Annotated in this window: 11 protein-coding genes; all 11 read right to left on the reverse strand. The window is 44.9% G+C overall.

What is annotated here, in order from left to right; genetic code table 11:
• Window positions 1-99: 99 nt before the first annotated feature.
• Complete coding sequence (locus tag NSS82_RS26825; protein WP_038574808.1) at window positions 100-1,188, reverse strand: low temperature requirement protein A; 1,089 nt, start codon at window positions 1,186-1,188, stop codon at window positions 100-102.
• A gap of 208 nt (window positions 1,189-1,396) precedes the next feature.
• Window positions 1,397-2,389 carry a carbohydrate ABC transporter permease gene (locus tag NSS82_RS26830; RefSeq protein ID WP_081382488.1) on the reverse strand — a complete coding sequence of 331 codons (993 nt, stop codon included), beginning with the start codon at window positions 2,387-2,389 and terminating at the stop codon, window positions 1,397-1,399.
• A gap of 3 nt (window positions 2,390-2,392) precedes the next feature.
• Window positions 2,393-3,268 (reverse strand): carbohydrate ABC transporter permease, encoded by an 876-nt coding sequence (locus tag NSS82_RS26835; protein WP_052097289.1) that lies wholly within the window; start codon window positions 3,266-3,268, stop codon window positions 2,393-2,395.
• 4 nt (window positions 3,269-3,272) lie between these two features.
• On the reverse strand, window positions 3,273-5,645 hold the full coding sequence (locus NSS82_RS26840) for a DUF5696 domain-containing protein (protein ID WP_076099482.1): 2,373 nt from the start codon (window positions 5,643-5,645) through the stop codon (window positions 3,273-3,275).
• An 18-nt stretch (window positions 5,646-5,663) separates the two neighbouring features.
• Window positions 5,664-6,278, reverse strand: a complete 615-nt coding sequence (locus tag NSS82_RS26845; RefSeq protein ID WP_036679624.1) for a YIP1 family protein — start codon at window positions 6,276-6,278, stop codon at window positions 5,664-5,666.
• Window positions 6,275-7,768 carry an NHL repeat-containing protein gene (locus tag NSS82_RS26850; RefSeq protein ID WP_143761269.1) on the reverse strand — a complete coding sequence of 498 codons (1,494 nt, stop codon included), beginning with the start codon at window positions 7,766-7,768 and terminating at the stop codon, window positions 6,275-6,277. The genes NSS82_RS26845 and NSS82_RS26850 overlap by 4 nt, the downstream gene beginning before the upstream one ends.
• 8 nt (window positions 7,769-7,776) lie before the next feature.
• Window positions 7,777-8,637, reverse strand: a complete 861-nt coding sequence (locus NSS82_RS26855) for a carbohydrate ABC transporter permease (protein ID WP_036679629.1) — start codon at window positions 8,635-8,637, stop codon at window positions 7,777-7,779.
• A 1-nt stretch (window position 8,638) separates the two neighbouring features.
• Complete coding sequence (locus NSS82_RS26860; RefSeq protein ID WP_052097291.1) at window positions 8,639-9,604, reverse strand: carbohydrate ABC transporter permease; 966 nt, start codon at window positions 9,602-9,604, stop codon at window positions 8,639-8,641.
• Complete coding sequence (locus NSS82_RS26865) at window positions 9,601-12,531, reverse strand: extracellular solute-binding protein (protein WP_076103671.1); 2,931 nt, start codon at window positions 12,529-12,531, stop codon at window positions 9,601-9,603. Before NSS82_RS26865 ends, NSS82_RS26860 begins: the two co-directional genes overlap by 4 nt.
• Window positions 12,532-12,698: 167 nt before the next feature.
• Window positions 12,699-14,135, reverse strand: coding sequence for an ABC transporter substrate-binding protein (locus tag NSS82_RS26870; protein WP_076103673.1), 1,437 nt, complete (start codon window positions 14,133-14,135; stop codon window positions 12,699-12,701).
• 75 nt (window positions 14,136-14,210) lie between these two features.
• Complete coding sequence (locus NSS82_RS26875; RefSeq protein ID WP_081386627.1) at window positions 14,211-16,790, reverse strand: alpha-L-arabinofuranosidase C-terminal domain-containing protein; 2,580 nt, start codon at window positions 16,788-16,790, stop codon at window positions 14,211-14,213.
• Window positions 16,791-16,803: the final 13 nt, after the last annotated feature.

Raw genomic sequence — 16,803 nt, forward strand, 5'->3', positions numbered from 1 at the left:
TAGATAAGATTATATTTCATGGGATCTAAAACAAGAAGGAAGCCGATCACATGGATCGGCTTCCTTCTTGTTTTCTTATTCAGCTTCGGCACAACAAACTTACGTCGTTAATTTTGCATATACCACAAAAAATAACATCATTTCACCAATGATCAGGTAATTAGGTATAAGGAACAACAAATCTACTGCGAAAAAAACACCAAGTAAACCTAATAATAACGCCAAATGGAATATCCCTAACCGTTGCTGTATACGTCTATATTTATGGAAGACCAGTGAGGTAGAGAAGAAGTAAAGCAGGACCGATCCAAAAATAAAACACACCATAAATATATAATTTAATTGATCTAAAAATAACAGTTGGATCGAAGCTGCAATCATACTCAAGGATACATAAATAAATAAATGCCCATAAATTATGGTTTGCCCGGCAGTCTCTATAGTCTTGTCCACTTTCTTTTCAACATTATCAAAATATTGCCACCACATAGCTATAATTAATAGAAAAGTTAATAATGCAAATACAATAGATTGCCACGTCCAGTGGCTAGACTGTAAAACCGCAAGGATACTGACCACTGATTCCCCAAGCAGAATAAGCGTAAACAACGAGAAGCGTTCTAATAAATGATGAGTATTGATCGGACTTTTCACCAAGTATTTCCGACCGACTAATGGAAGCAAAATGTCTACAGTAATTCCCGCATACAAAACTACATAACGCATCCAAGAGTCAAAGAAAAGTGATAAAGAAGAGATCACTAATCCAATCCAAAATCTGCTTCCCAGATACCGGGCAGTGCCCTTTCTATCATCCTCTTCATTCTTATTTACCGTAAGATATTGAATGGCTGTCATAGCTCTTAAACCAACATAACCTATTAAGAATGGCATATAATATTGATCAAAGTTAACCGATAAACTCGCCGTCATTATTAATACAAAAAATAATTGTAGAATCAAGAATATCCGATGTGAAAAGATGTCTTGCCCAAACCGATTCACAAAAAGAGATTGCCCTACCCAAGCCCACCAGATCGGAACAAATATCAAAATAAATTTGGATAAGTATTCAAGTGGGATTGTACCCGCCTCTACATGCAATAGGACATGGCTCGCTTTTGAAACTGCTGCTACAAAAAGCAGATCATAAAATAGCTCCAGCCAAGTAACTTTCTTCTCAGCAATGGATGCTGTACTGTGCTCAAATCCCGATGTGCGTTTATTCATCGTCTGACTCCCTTGGTTTGGATGTGTATTTCTAATACAGTTTATCGAATACTTATCCATCTTAACCGAATTGATATACTAATTTGAAGCCCCTTTGCCTAAAATAAAACCAGCAAGCCCCCACATACGGGAGGCTTGCTGGTTTTTTCTGACTAGAGCTTTGTTCTTATTCCCCGGCAATACCGGAGCGTTCCACACTTTCTACGAAATGACGCTGTACGAACAAATACAGAATCAGAATTGGCAGAATGGTTAGAATACACGCCGCCATAACCTGATTCAGTCCAGTTGGGGCCATCCCAATAGAACCCGAAGTCATTTGCGACATCGTCTCCGCTGCCTGATTATTGGAACCATAAAACATCGCTAATCGCTGCGACAGATTATAGAAATCCGGTGTTGTTAAATACGTATTCGGTTCAAAGCTGTCATTCCAGTGCCATACCACAGAGAATAAGAATACGATCAGCATTGCGGGCTTGGCGATAGGAAACATGATTTTCCAGTACGTTCTGAATGCGCCTGCACCGTCGATACGTGCTGCTTCCTCCAACACTTTAGGCATTCCGCGGTAGAACTGAATAAAGATCAGTACGAATAATGCCCCCTTCAACCCGTGCCCAAACATAGAGGGAACCACAAACGGCAAATGTGTATTAATCCACCCCAAGTCACTAAAGAACAAATACAGTGGCACAACAATCGTCTGCGGTGGAACTAGAAAAGTAAACAACAGCAGAACGAAACACACTGCGTAGCCTGGAAAACGGTATCTGGCAAAGCCATAACCGATTAAGGAACAGCTTAAGATTTGCAGAACCGCACTCCCGAAGGAAATAATCGTACTATTTGCGAACCCGGCCCAGAATTTTAGCGAATCCCATGCCAGAAAATAGTTGCCAAAACTTATCTTTTTCGGAAGCCATTGCACTGTGGCATCGGCCACGTCTGTTACTTGCATCATGGATTTGGATACCATGTATAACAAGGGATATAGGAATACGAACGTTAAGCTGAGAATAACCAAGTAATAAAAAGCGATATTCAGCACCTGAAGCGAACGTTTCACGACCCTGTCCAGCTTGCCGCTTGCTTTTAGACGAGTTGTCAGATGTTCCATGTTCGTTGTCCGAACCTGCTTTACGGATTCCTTCAACATCTTCTACTTCCTCCCTTCGGTGGCACCGAGCGACTTGCTGAATAACAGGAAGACCAAACCCAGAACCAAGAAAATAAACACAAAATAAATCCAACCCATCGCTGAGCCATATCCAAAATCATTATTCTTAAAGACGACATTCAAAATATGACTCATGATTTGATTATCTGCCTTCGTGAATGAGCTGACGATACTAAACAATGTGTTTACGAGCATCATCGGCATAATCATCGGGAAGGTGATTTTCCAAAAGCTTTCCCACGCGGTTGCTCCATCACATTTGGCCGCTTCATACAGTGAAACAGAAATCGTCTGTAACCCCGCTAGAAAAATCAAAATTTGCACGCCAGAATCCCACATCACCAGCGTTAAAGATTCTGCATATTTCAGCAACGACTTCAAAATGTCGCCGGGGATAAAGTTATGGAGCTTATCATATAAATCCTGATTATAAAAAATCGGTAAATTTGCGGCACCCTGATCCATCAATTTGCCCAGGATCGCCCCTGAAGCAATGATGACCGGCAAAAAGAACACGCCACGAAAAAAGGTTTTTCCTACGAGTCCTCGATTTAGCAGAATCGCACAAAAGAGCGAAAAGATAAGAATTAACGGAACCTGAGTCACCGTCGACACCATCGTCGATTTGAGCAGAGGCAAGAAATTAACATCTGTAGTAAAAGCGGCGCGATAATGCTCCATCCCAACAAAAGTGGCCAGTAAGCCGCTTTTGCTCACTTGGAGATCCTGAAAGGAATAATACAAGGAACGGCCCAGCGGAACAGCCATAAACACCAGAAATCCGACCAGCCACAGGCCGATGAAGGAATATCCTTCAACGAAATAACGCGCTCGCATCGATAGCTTTGATTTTTTCACTTCATCATCCTCCTGTTACCGCATAGCTGAATGCCTCGACGGTCTGACCAGACACGTCAACAGACTGCTCATTATAGTTGACTATAATGCTCACACCGTTTGCATAAGTCGTCCGAAAGACCTTACTTTGCAGCTGCTCATGATTCGTCATTTGCTGGTTACTAATGCTGTCATAGACCTCTTTCAATGCGAGATAATTCTGTACAGAAGGTGCCAGCCAGTTCTCAAGACTAGAACTGAACAGCCGGTCTGCCATGGTTCTCTGAAGATCGCTAGTCGGAGCATAAGTTAATTCATAACTTGGAAGGGCTCCATATTCCAGCGCCCGTAAGGTTTGGTTACGGGAATCATCGTACAGATTAACCGGGCTTGCTGTATAAGGCACTAAGCCGTGTAACACTAGTTGATAGAAAGGAATCGCCCGATCTGTATAGACAAATTGACTGGAGTCGAGCGGCACTTGATCAATCCGGTTCACATGTCCTAATGTATAGGCAAAACCATAATCTACTGCCGTGTTAAGCTCACCCTTACGGAAGTTATCCAATGCATTAACATAAGTATCTTCTGTAAGCTGGCGGTCCGTATTGGATTTATTATCCTCATCGGAGTATAGCAAGCTTCCAAAGTGTTCAAACTGTACACCCTTCACACCCAAATCCTGGAACTTGCTCAGCTCAGCATTACTGCGTTTTGCGATAACACTAGGTTTCATTAAATAGAAATAATCATCCGTATTCCACCGGGTAGAGAGATAATAAACGTACTGCTTCAAGACTTCACGATTAATGCCGCGCACAGCATCTCTGCTTGCCTTCACGCTGTTGCTATCTTGGTAAGGTTTCACGTAGTTAGCTTTCAAATAAAGATTTACGCCCTTGCCTGCGGCATATTCCTGAAGCTCTTTAAGTCCCTTTTTACCTCCCAGCTTCTTTTCAACCGGAAATTGTTCTGGCTGGTTTCCGTATAAACCATTTTTGGACCATCCCTCGATCGTAATCTCTAGCTGAGTAACACCCTCTGCCTGATATTGATCAATCATGTCCTTGATTTGTTTAAACGTAGCTGCTTCTATAAAAGTTGAACCGATGACTTCATCACGAGAAATCCCACCGAGCACTTGAAGATACAATGGCGTGTTCTCAAGAACTACTTCCTTGACCTTTTTCTCTTCCATTAAATAATTACGGTATTCCTTCGCCATCCCAACGTAGTTAGCTTCCTCGCCTTGGAGCAGAACATAACGTACGCTACGATCGGTTTTGATCATCTCACCCTGATAATAAGGAATTTGGCCGGAATTGCCGACAAAAATAACATCATCCTTGCGCAGGGTAAATTCACTTGATGCTCTATAAAGCGAAATAGCGCGAATGCCTGATGGAACACCGTTTATTTTAGCGTCGGTATCTCCCTTAGTAACAATTGCTAAATATCCGGTGTCTCCCTGATAGATCCCAAACACTGGCAAAGCGATGGCTTTTTTAAGAGGTGCCGCCTTTTGCCAAGAGTTATCCGTAATTTCATGATTTTGTTTCACGAAGGTTTCGTCCCCGCCGTAAATGTACTCAGAATAACCTTTCAAATAAACGGGATGTTCTTTACGAAACTCCAGCAATGCCCCTGAACCATCTGGAAGCATCATTGCCCCCTCTGCATCTTCTCTAGCCGCATGAAAAAATGGCAGAACCTCCAGACTCGTGAATTTCGCATTCCCCTCTTCCTTCAAATACTCCTGTGGAATGGAAGCCTCAAATCCATTAGCCGTCAGTCTGTACTCCAGAGCAAAAGAAAGCTTCAGGCTAATAAAAGCAAACTCCGCGCGGACGACATCTTGCTCAATCGTTACGGTAACCGTGGAGTCCTCATCTTTAAGTGGGTAGACCTGTGTAATGTCAGCCCCCTGTGTGTATCTTGCATAAATCGGTGCGGTCGTGTATTTCTTAATATTTGGCATGGCTGTTCGCTCCAGCTGTGGAGATCCAAGCCACTCCTTGTTTGTGATTTTGTCTGTGATGCGAAGATTTCCCGATTTCTCATCTACATACAAAATATAGCGTTCGTTCTCCAGTGCTTTTGTTCCAGGCGTGACCGGCTGCAGCTCAACCTTCTGAACAGGTGCTGCTACGACGGCTGGAGTCTGCTCTTCTGCAGGAACCGCAGTCTCCTTTTCTTTCACAGCAGTGGCCTGCCCTTCAACTGGTTCAGTCACCACCGATGTTTGCTCTTGCCCAACCTCTTTGCTTTCTTCAGTCTGAACAGACTGCGCAGCGGTGGACGGATCGGCGGAACTGTGTAGGGGTTGAACATTTATCACTGCGAACAGCATCATCACAACAATACAGAGAATGCCCCGCACTTTAACTTTTTTTCTCATCGTGTTACCTTTCCCTCCTTACGCGCGCAATCTCAATTCTTTGAGCAGATCGACAATAAATGAAACAAATTGATTGGAAATACCAAACAGCAAAATACCTACGAACCAGATAATGGCGATTCCTATTACACTGATTATGGTGATAAAAATAACCTTGCGAATCTCAAAATCATGCAGGATCTTCACCTTCATTAAAATCAACCAAGCCACCCAAAGAATCACAAACTTGTGCAGCAGATTGAAGGTTGAAGCCTCATCCAGCGAAAGGACCAACGTTAACAGTGTGACTGGAAGGATAAAGAGCATGTATGGAACAAGGGCAAAGGCACTGCCCACAAAAATCTCTTTGAATTTCCCCTCACCATCCATAATCGTACTGACACCCCAGTTCGAGACACACCAGGTCAACCAAGGAACGATAAGCCAAATAAACTCATGAAACATGGAGATTTCATGCGGCTCTCTTGTTTGAAAAGCATACCCTGTAATCAGAATCGAGATCATTCGTGCCACAAAGGTCAGTAGAACGATGGCAATCCCCTGTATCCAGCGGATACGTTGCTTTCCTTGAATATCGTTATAGAACTGATAAGGATGAACTACAACCTGATGAATCATTCGCAAAGTGTTCATCCAATCTCCCCCTTTGCCGGATCCAATACTGCCTTGTTTCCTCTATACAGCCAGGTATGGAATCTCCGGTATAATCTCGGCACACTCCAGAGCAGTACTAAGAACAGTCCAATTCCGCCGGCGAAGAAATAAGTAAAGTGCTCTCGGATAAACAATTTACGATATTCGCGGAAAGCAGATGAATAGTCAGCTTTGGAATTTGAAAGCTTGAAGTAGCTCATAGATTCCTTATATTGCTCTGCTTTATATAGCGCTTTGCCGATAGCTTGATAAGCCATATCATAATTGGCGTTCAATCGCAGCACCTCTTGCCATAAGGATTGCGCTTCGTCATAGCTGCCATCTACATAGAGCAAAGACGCCTGATGAACCAAATCCGCAAAGGGCGTGGTCCGGAAGCGATCGATTCTGCCCCGTCCTTTATCCACTACATAGATCAGGCCATCAGCGGTTTGATCTACGGCGGAAGGAGTCACGAAGAGTCCATTCTGATCCCCAATCCCGCCAAAGCTGAATAACAAATTCCCCAGCTTGTCATATTGGAAGACTTTACTGGACTGCAAATCCAGCGCAGTTATAAATCCGTTCTTATCAATACTGATCCCCATAAAGGAAGCCATACTGAATGGACCCTCAGAGTAATAATCACCGTACCAGCGTTTACCAATGTTCAGCGTATCTACGCCTACCGGAGATAACCGTTTGATCTGGTTGTACTCTTCGCCCAAGGTTGTGCTGTAGATAAACCCTTCTTCATCCAGATCCACGTTCGAGAACTCAGAAGGTTTAACGGTCGCCAGCTGGTTCTGCTGCTCTTTAGTAGCCACCAGCTTAATTAAGAGACGTGTCCATGAGAAACCTACATGGTTCGCCCCATAGAACCCCTTGAACTTACCGCCCGAGTCAATTTGCAGCAACCCCTGCGTGTTACCATCGCTCACCACATACATATAATCACGCTTATCTACGACTAATTTAGAAGGAGAATAAGAGAAATTAGCACCCAGTAATGGGCTGTCCGGTTTTAGAAACTCTTTTACGAACTTGCCATTTTTATCAAAAATAGCAATACGCGCGTTTTTTGTATCTGCTACATATACCGTTCCATCCTCTTTCACGAATACACCCTTCGGCTCTTGCAGCTTGCCGCTGCCTTCCGTATCGCCGATCAGATTTAGCAGACGACCGTCCTTATCCATATGAACAATACGGCTATTGCCCGTGTCTACTACGTAGAGTGAATCGTCATCACTAATAAAGAGAGATTCCGGATTTTTGAAGGACCCCGTATCTGTTCCTGTTGGATCGATAGAAGAATCGTAGAGATAACCATTAATCGAGCGGACCTCATTGCCGGACTGATTCCACGTATACCCCTCATATGGGGCTTCACCAGCTAGCGCCTGCCCTGGAAGCAGCAGCACTGGCAGTGTCAGCGTCACCAGTAGCCCTGTTAGCAGCATTTTTTTCATATTACGTCCTATCATCATGACTCCCCCTATTCCTTCAGCCCCGAATGGGCCATTGTCTGAAGCACCATCCGCTGCGTTAATATAAAGACAAGAATAGTCGGGAGAATCATCAAGAAGCTTGCTGCTGCCAAAGTGCCTACCCTAGCAACGACTCCGGCTCCACCACTGATAGTTTGGATGGCGAGCGGCAATGTCTTCATTTCCTGAACAGTCGTATAGACCATTGAAGGATACGGATCATTCCAAGCAGAAATGAAGCTAAATAAAGCAAAAGTCGAAATCGCCGGCTTAAGCATTGGCATCACAACCACCCAGAATACCTTCCATTCGGAAGCACCGTCTATACGGGCTGCCTCTAATAAAGCGTCTGGAAGCTGCCGCAGGAACTGGGTCATAAGGAACATTCCCATGGGTGCAGCCAGATAAGGTAAGATCATTGCAAAATACGAATTCATTAATCCGCTGCGGCTAATCAGCAAATATTGCGGAATTTGCAATACTAAGGGTGAGAACATCAGCGCCGCCACAATCATACTAAAGATAGCGCTTTTAAATGGCATATTGTGCTTGGCAAGCGGATAAGCCGCCATTGCTGAAATTAAGACACCCCCGACCACAATCCCTGATGTAACGACCACGCTATTGAAAATAAACCGTGAGAACGGCACCGCCGAGGTTCCGGTAATTAACAGCAAATCACGAAAGTTCACCAACGTCGGATTCACTACGAAAAACCGTGGTGGGAACAGGAATAGTTCGCTTGTTGGTTTTAAAGCAGTCACTGCCATATAGACAAGTGGCAGCAGCATAATTAGGCCAAACACCGTTAAGAACAGATACAAAAAGATGCCTCCATAGTCAATACGCCGTAAATTTATTTTGTGCATCCTAATCCCTCCCCAGCACTTTGAAGATGAGACGGTTGAGCCCAAGCATCAAAGCGAACAGTAATACAGCAATCGCTGACGCATATCCCATCTCAAAGCGGATAAATGCGTAGTCGAACAGATGCGCCATAATCGTATGGCCTGCATAAAGGGGACTCGGAAATCCAACAAGCCGCATACTGACGTCAAATACGGTAAGCGAACCGACCACCTGCATCACCGCACCGAATAACAGCTGCGGTTTGACGCATGGAATCGTAATGTACCAAAGCTCCTGCCAGCGGTACTTGACCCCATCAATTGAGCCAGCTTCATATAAATCTGTCGGTACATTTTGAAGTCCGGCCAGAAAAGCAAGGAAACCTACCCCCATACTCATCCATAAGGAAACTATGATGATCACCGGTACGATCGAATCCACATTTTGCAGAAATAAATAAGGTTCATTGATAATCCCCAGCTGAATGAGCCAGTGATTAAGCAACCCCTTGCGGTCGCCGGCGAACAAATACAACCAAACCACGGACATCGCTACTGCACTTGTAATCGATGGCACATAGTAGCATAAGGTATAGAAAAAACGGAACTTCTGCGGAATCTGGCTAATCAGCCAGGCCAGCAAGAAGGCCATAATATAACCTATCGGACCTGTAATAATGGCAAATTTCAGCGTAATCCCAACAGCTTTAAGAAAGATATCATCGTCTACAAACAACAGCTTATAGTTAGAGAAGCCAATGAATCTCGGTGTCTCAATAATGTTGTAATAGCTGAAGCTTAGAACGACGGACATGATAATAGGAACAATAGTAAAAACGGTGAACAGAATCAGGAAAGGGGCCAAGAAATAATAGGAAACTTTATTTTTCTTGATATCTAACCAAAGCTGAGTCCATTTCCCGGGAGTTTTCGTCGGCTGCATCTGTACGGCTTCGTTCTGTGCCGGTGTAATTATTTCACTACTCATTTCTGACCTCCTTCCTCTTTGGCGCTTGAAGTCTGGGAAGTTTCAATTCCGAACTCTTCGCGTTTCTTACTAAGCTCTTTATTGATTTCACGCACACCTTGCTCCATCGCCTCCCGCGGGAATTTACCGTTGAGCACAATTTCATTCCAGATGTTGGCGATATGCCGGGTCGTGTAATATCCTCCAAGCACCACTTCGCGCTCTTTAAACCACTCCCACTGTTCCATAATGGCGTCGATATCATCTTGCTGCCACGGCAGACGTTTGAGTGCTTCAACATTGGCTGTATTCCAACGAGCTTCAACACCCAGCAAAGACTCAAGCTCTGAGCCGAAGTTCTCCTGTGCATCCGCACTGGTCCACCATTTCAGGAACTCCCAAGATTCTTCTTTCATATCCGTATCCTTAAAAATAATTCCTGTCTGTGCAAGCCCGCCTGTAGAACGGTTAATCTGTCCATCTGCTTGTTCAATACCCGGCATTGGTTTCATGCCCCACCAGCCTGTCAATTCAGGTGCGGCTGTAGATAACAGAATGTATGTGGAATAATCAGCAACGCCGATTGGCATCTCTCCAGAACGGAAACGGTTATAGAAATCCGCTTGTTTCTGCAGCTTGTAGTTCGTAAAGAGTCCCGTCCACATTTTCATAGCTGTCAGTGCTTCTGGTGAATCCAGATCAGACAACATCCCATTATTCTTATAGAAATCCCCGCCATACTGGAATAAGAACGGCGCAAACTCATTAATTGCTAGACTTGGATTGTTCGGGGCATGTGGATAATAGAAGTCCATCCCGTTTTGTTGCAGCACAGGAATCAGTTCCATAACCTCTTGCCACGTATCCGGAATATCCTTCTCGCTAATGCCCAGCTGTGCCATAATATCTTTCCGGTAAAAGAGCATCGTGAAGTTCTGATTCTCAGGTAAGGCAAAATCTCCGTTATCATACTTATAAGGAATCAGTGCACCCGCTCTGAAACGTTCAGCAACCTCTTGATAATCTGAGAATTCATTCAGATTCACGAGTGAATTCCGCACCGCGAAGTCAATCGGCACTTCACCCTCAACCCCCAGTGCCACATCGGGAGCAAGTCCGGCAGTATTGGCTAATAACAGAATCTGCTTCTGATCCGCTGCAAGCGTAGGAATAATATTGACGTTCACCTTGATGCCCGTGTTTGGTGTAAAGTCCTCATCCACCATTTGCTTAATGATCTCCGCCCAATCACGTCCACGAGAGATCCAGACATCCAGCACCTTTTCATTTTTGTACGTATTTCCTATGCCGCTGTAATCCTTTGTAAAAGAACTAAAGAAGTCATACGTCATCGTCCCTACACGGGTATACCAAGGAGCCGCGTCTTTAGGCCATGGCTGATCTTCCGACTTCACTTCAATATAGTCCATTACAATACTCTGCTTCATTAATCCGTTGACCCATAAGCCCAGCGATGACTGCAGATCCGTAAATTGCTGAAGACGACCTGGAATACTTGAGGTATCCTTCGCCATTTCCAGGAACCGGTCACGTGCTTCATAAAGCGTACTCAGCTCAGAGCTTCCATCAGCAACGCCAAAAGCATACATATCCTGCACGGCATCATCCAACGTCCGCGCCATCAAATGTAAACGTGGCACAAGATTAGGAATGTTCTGCTCCAGCTGCCAATCCCCGTTTGGATCGGGGTTCGTTCCCGTTACCTGCGTGATTTCACGTCCCAAAAGAGACATTTTATGTGTAGTGTTCAGCACAGCTTCAATCATTCCGCCTACACCCGATACTTGAACCTCCATCCGCAACGTATGCTTGCCTTGTTCGAGATAAAAGAAGTATTCTCCGTCCTCATTCCCCAGCTTGTTTACTTGCCATTCCGCTTTGTAAGGGAATTTCAAGGCATTCAGCTCTTGGAACGGTACCTCGCCATCAATCATAATCCGGCGTTCCACCGGTATCCCGTTTAGGAACCACTGGCCGTAACGAATTGCGATATTGTAGAGCCCTGACTCAGGAATCTCGAAATCCCATTCCGCCCATTGTCCACCCGTACGCCACCCGACACCCCCAAAACTATTAAGCACAATAGCATCTTTGTTAAAAGGTTCGGTGAGTGGCTCCCGGTCCTCGATCCGCTTCAGCGTTGGATCTGAACGAAGGGAGGATTCTTCTGCCTGAATTTTAATCACTTGATTCTGAACAGGCTTGTAACCCTTATTCTCATACTCCTGCTTCACTTCCGCATAAGTCGGGAGCGGTTCTGGAGAAAATATTCTCAGTTCACTAAGTGCAGCCGGTTCCCGGATGGCTTCCAGCTTCACCGTATGCTCCCCTTTGGTCAGATAAAAGCGAAAGGGATCCGCAGTTCTGGCCTCGGCATCTCGAAACTCCCGATATTGCCAGCCTGTTACCTCTTCCCGCTTGGGATTAAATTCATTCCCTTGATTGTCCAGCCATGGCTCTGCACTTTCCTTCCACATCCGCTGGAATTCCATTTTTTTTACTTGAGAGAATAAATACTCCCCATCAATCTTTACGCTTCGAATGATCGAGGATCGTTTACCAGGAAGGGCATAATACTCCATCCCCATCTGATACAACCCATCTGCCGGAACCGTAAATTTATATTCCACCCAGCTATCCTCTGCTTTAAGCGCTAGTACCTTGCCGGGTTTTCCACCAAGATCCGTCATTACCTCTGTACCTTCAGAACTAATGGCCTTATAATCCCCCGAAGGAATAGCAAGCGTAAAATCCGATGAGTCCTTTGCTCCATCCTGCTGTTTTTCCTCGTAATAGCTTAAGTAAGAGGCTTCGAGTTTTGAATTCACACTATCGCTTTCTAAAATAGAGCTTTCATCAACATCCGCATAAACGGGGATGCCATCCATCGCTGAATTATCAAACCCTCGTGATTGATTCCACCACACTAGGGAGACTCCTAAAAGTACCAGTAACAACAAACTAATCTTATATTTTCGCAGTATGCGTAACACGCATCGGTCTCCTCCCATCTTTACGGGCCTCTCGGACTTAAGTGAATACAAGCAGGGCAGCTCTGGCAATTGCAGGCTGCCCCTCCTGTTATTAGATTTCCTTACGGCTGCATTCCCATTGCCTTTTTAAAGGCAGCAATTTCTTTGGAAGCTTGCTTCAAGACATCATCACCAATTTTTTGAATAGCCGTCTTGGAATCTGTGTTCTTAGCCAGTGCATCACCGATCGCCGTTATAAAGATTTCCCAGCCCTTGTTATCTACTGGTGTAAGGTGTTTGACAGGAATATCATTGCTTAATTGTTCATATAGTTTAAATTCCTCTTGCCCACCCAGATATTCATTTTTAGTGTTTGCGTACCAATCAAGACTGGAAATATCCTTGTAACCTGGCTGAATGGAATGTTTTGTCCAAATTTTCCAAGCATTTTCACTTCTCATGCTCCATTGAATGTAAGCCCATGCTGCTTCTTTATTTTTGCTTTGCGAAGGGATAACAAAGCTTGATCCGCCCATTCCCACGTTAATGCCTACTGGCAAACGGGTTACTTTCCACTTTCCGGAAAGCTCAGGGAATGTTTCTTGAAGTCCGCGCGCTCCGAATGAACCCGATACGACACCAACCAAATCACCTTTTAGAACTAGCTGTTTACCTTCGTCTGAGCCATAACCGATATGTGGTGCCCAGCCCAGCTGTTGTCCACGTTTTGTAATATCGAGAACCTTCACCATTTTGTCCGTATTACGTGTCCAGTTCATATCCTTATCAAAGTAACCGACTTCATCTCCTGCCCATACGATCGGGCCATCGCTCCACTCCATAAAATATTTACCGTTAGCTTTCAAAATTTGAGCCAGGTTCAAGAGATTCTCTTCATCTTGCATGTATTCACCGAGCTCAGCAGGATCACTTGGCAATCCAAGCTCTTCAAAAATGTCTGCACGGTAGTAATAAACCCCCGGGGTCATATCCCAAGGCATACCAAGCAGCTGTGAGCTGTCCGGTGTCATCCAACGTTCCCAGTTATACGGAACAACCAGATCTTTATATTTTCCAGCGTTATAAGGCTCTTCCAAAAGATTCTCCAAAACATTTCCCGCCATATAACGGTTCAACTGGTACATCTCTACTTCTGCTACGTCCGGTGCCCCGCTACCTGCGGCGATTGTGGTTTGCAGCTTGTCATGCAGGTCGCCAAAGGGCATAACTACCGTCTTCAGCTTAATACCAGGATATTCAGCCATAAATGCAGCGCCGACTTCATCAAATACTTTTTCATTAAAGGCCCAAACCGTAACCTCACCTTGAATATCTTTGCTTGGCAGGTCGTTGGCAGGATCTGTTGCTTCCGTGCCCTCTGTAGCTGTTGCATTGGTTGGCTCACTAGCATTATTGGTTTTTTCAGTGTTCGTTTTCCCGTTGTTAGCTGCATTTTGATTCGTTGTTGAGCTTCCAGCGCTGCTACAGGCTGACAGAATAAGCACAAAAACCATTAACATACATACGACTAAACTGCTCGTTTTTCTTTTCGAAATCATAACCTAACCTCCCTCTTAAATTGAACAAATAAATGCTTGTTTATAGTGAAGGAGTGAACCTCCCTCCATGACCGGCTATTTCCCCCCTTCCTTTAGTCTTAACACGGTCACGGAATATTTCGGGAATTCAAACTCCAGACTACCTTTGTCTACACTTACCTTTTGAGTTACAGGTGCCACCTTGTCAGGTTCAGCGAAGCTATTCTCAGCATTTAAATCGTCCGACTGAAGTACGGTAGCTGTTCCTCCCAGGCTTGATGTGGCAAGTCCGGCAAAAGAAACATCCGTGCGCTGAGCAGTGTCACCCGCATTAACGACTTTAACGATCAGCTCACCTGTGGCAAGATCACGGCTTGCAGTTTGGAACAGCGGCCCTGCTGGACTTTCATCGTTCACCTCTTGTATAAGCTCATCGTCGAGATAGAGCCGGATATTAGCACCTGATAATTCAATGCGGATATCATACAATTTCCCAGTCTCAATCCTTACAGGAACCGTTCTTCCGATGACTGCTCTTGTTCCACCTACTGATTTTTCAATCGCGCTCTGCGTATTTCCCCAGCCGCCAAGATTCCACCAATAGAAATTGCCTTCATCTTTAGAGCCGAACATAATGAGCATGCCTTCTGCTCCGCCAGTCTTTTTCGCCTTAAGAGAAAGTGTATAATCACTCCATGAAGCCTCACCGGCAACTGCGCGAATATCAATATCATTAGAAGTCTGCTTAAAAGTACCCTTGGATTGTTCCCAGTCCCCATTGTTTAGAGTCCAGGCTCCGGAATCCTTCTTGAAATGATCTTCAAAAAGAACGTCATCACCTTTCGCTACTCGTATATCGCTGTACTCTACCTGGGTGGCCCAAGTCCCCAAACCAATTCCACCTTGAATGGATTGCTTACCGGAGGTTTCTTCTTGTCCTAGAGCCACAAGTGAGGTTGGAAGAACTACATCCCCCTTATTGCTTCCGAACATCTGCTGCACATGATAAGAAGGTGTTCCGTAGCTAGTCGATGAATCAAATACAATAGCGTCCGGGTTCCAAGTACGATCCTTCGTATTCACAAACAACGGAGCATAGGAGGACATTTTCACGATATCAGAATTCCGTTCCATACCCATCATAAAAGCGGCCTCGCCGATTGCAGCGTTCAGATTGCCTTCTCCGGCACCCTTGGTCACCGCATACTCACCAACATAAATCTCAGGACCACTACGGTCATAAGTATCGTATCTGTTCGAGTTGCTGAGGAACCATTCAGAGGTTTCATAGTAATGCTCATCAACCAGTTCGATAGGCTCCCCTTCAACTGCCGCATTGGCAATGAGATGAATCTCTGGATACTGCTCTTTAATTGCCTTATAAAACAAGCCATAACGCTTAATATATTCACTCATCTGGAAATTGTTTTCGTTACCAATCTCTACATATTTCATATTAAAAGGCTCCGGATGACCATTGGCGGCTCTTTGTGCCCCCCATTTGCTAGTAACCGGTCCGTTTGCATATTCAATGGCGTCCAGCGCATCTTGTATCCACGGCTGAATTTCACTGACTGGAACGGTATTCTGCTTGGCTATAGGATCTCCGTTATGTGAAATCCCGATATAAGCTACATATAATGGTTCCGCTTTCAGATCTTCAGCCCATTGCAGATATTCGTGGAAGCCCAGCCCATCTGAGGAGCGATAATCCCAATATCCCTTATGACCGGGACGCGTCTCAATCGGTCCAATGGTATTCTTCCATTGATAAGCATCTGTTGGCGTTTTTCCTTCCACAAAACATCCCCCCGGAAAACGAACGAATGCGGGTTTCATCGCAGCTACCTTTTCAGCCAAATCGATGCGAAGTCCATTCTCCCTGTTGTTCCAAGTCTCAGGAAACAAAGACACCATATCGAGATAAACAGTACCTACATTTGCAGCAGAGATTACAATTCGTGCGTTTGCTACAGTACCTGTAGAAGTCAGTGTGTATGTATATGGGTTCCATCCTTCTTTTAACTTATCAACGGTCTGTTCTGCATATAGCTCTTTGCCATCCGGGCTTTCTAACGTTATACGCAGTGGCATAATGTTCCCTGGCTCTGGCCGCGCATAGAAAGACAACTTGTAACTGGCATCCTTCGTCAAAGCGATCCCCCAGTAACCGTTATTCACAGCAGATACCGAACCGCCCTCGGCAGCAGATGATACTGTTAAAGCCATTGCCTGGGTCTGAGCCTCGTTCAAAAGCTTAGTGCCGGTCAGAGCAAGCTTCCCTTTACTGCCTCCTTTTTCATCAATCCACCAATTGAACAATGTGACCGAACTATCCTCAAAGGAACGATTGGAAATCAGCTCTGCATATAGCCCTCCATCTCCCGCATGATTAATCTCTTCGAAAAAGGCTCCGTACAACATCGGGCTTATCTTAGCTCCCGGATTTTCCGTATCCACGGTCAACGTATACGCGGGTCCACTACTTGTATTAGCTGCTGTCGCCGGTGGAACAGTTTCCTTTCCCGCTTCACCCGTTGCTTCTACGGCAGATTCCTTAGACTGAGACAGTGGCGCGGTGTTTTCTCCCTTAGAAGCCCAATAATACGTCAGACCGCCAACTACAATCACGAAAATCAGCACCGTAAGCCATAGTTTTCGTCCATATTTATTCAAAGATATTTACCCC

This window comes from Paenibacillus sp. FSL H7-0735 (genome assembly GCF_038008505.1).
Classification (GTDB): Bacteria; Bacillota; Bacilli; order Paenibacillales; family Paenibacillaceae; genus Paenibacillus_AQ; species Paenibacillus_AQ odorifer.

What these genes read in the sequence shown, in the direction of transcription:
- NSS82_RS26830 (WP_081382488.1), bottom strand. Translation starts at nt 2,389, where the DNA reads ATGTTGAAGGAATCCGTAAAGCAGGTTCGGACAACGAACATGGAACAT.
- NSS82_RS26840 (WP_076099482.1), bottom strand. Translation starts at nt 5,645, where the DNA reads ATGAGAAAAAAAGTTAAAGTGCGGGGCATTCTCTGTATTGTTGTGATG.
- NSS82_RS26845 (WP_036679624.1), bottom strand. Translation starts at nt 6,278, where the DNA reads ATGAACACTTTGCGAATGATTCATCAGGTTGTAGTTCATCCTTATCAG.
- NSS82_RS26850 (WP_143761269.1), bottom strand. Translation starts at nt 7,768, where the DNA reads ATGATGATAGGACGTAATATGAAAAAAATGCTGCTAACAGGGCTACTG.
- NSS82_RS26855 (WP_036679629.1), bottom strand. Translation starts at nt 8,637, where the DNA reads ATGCACAAAATAAATTTACGGCGTATTGACTATGGAGGCATCTTTTTG.
- NSS82_RS26860 (WP_052097291.1), bottom strand. Translation starts at nt 9,604, where the DNA reads ATGAGTAGTGAAATAATTACACCGGCACAGAACGAAGCCGTACAGATG.
- NSS82_RS26870 (WP_076103673.1), bottom strand. Translation starts at nt 14,135, where the DNA reads ATGATTTCGAAAAGAAAAACGAGCAGTTTAGTCGTATGTATGTTAATG.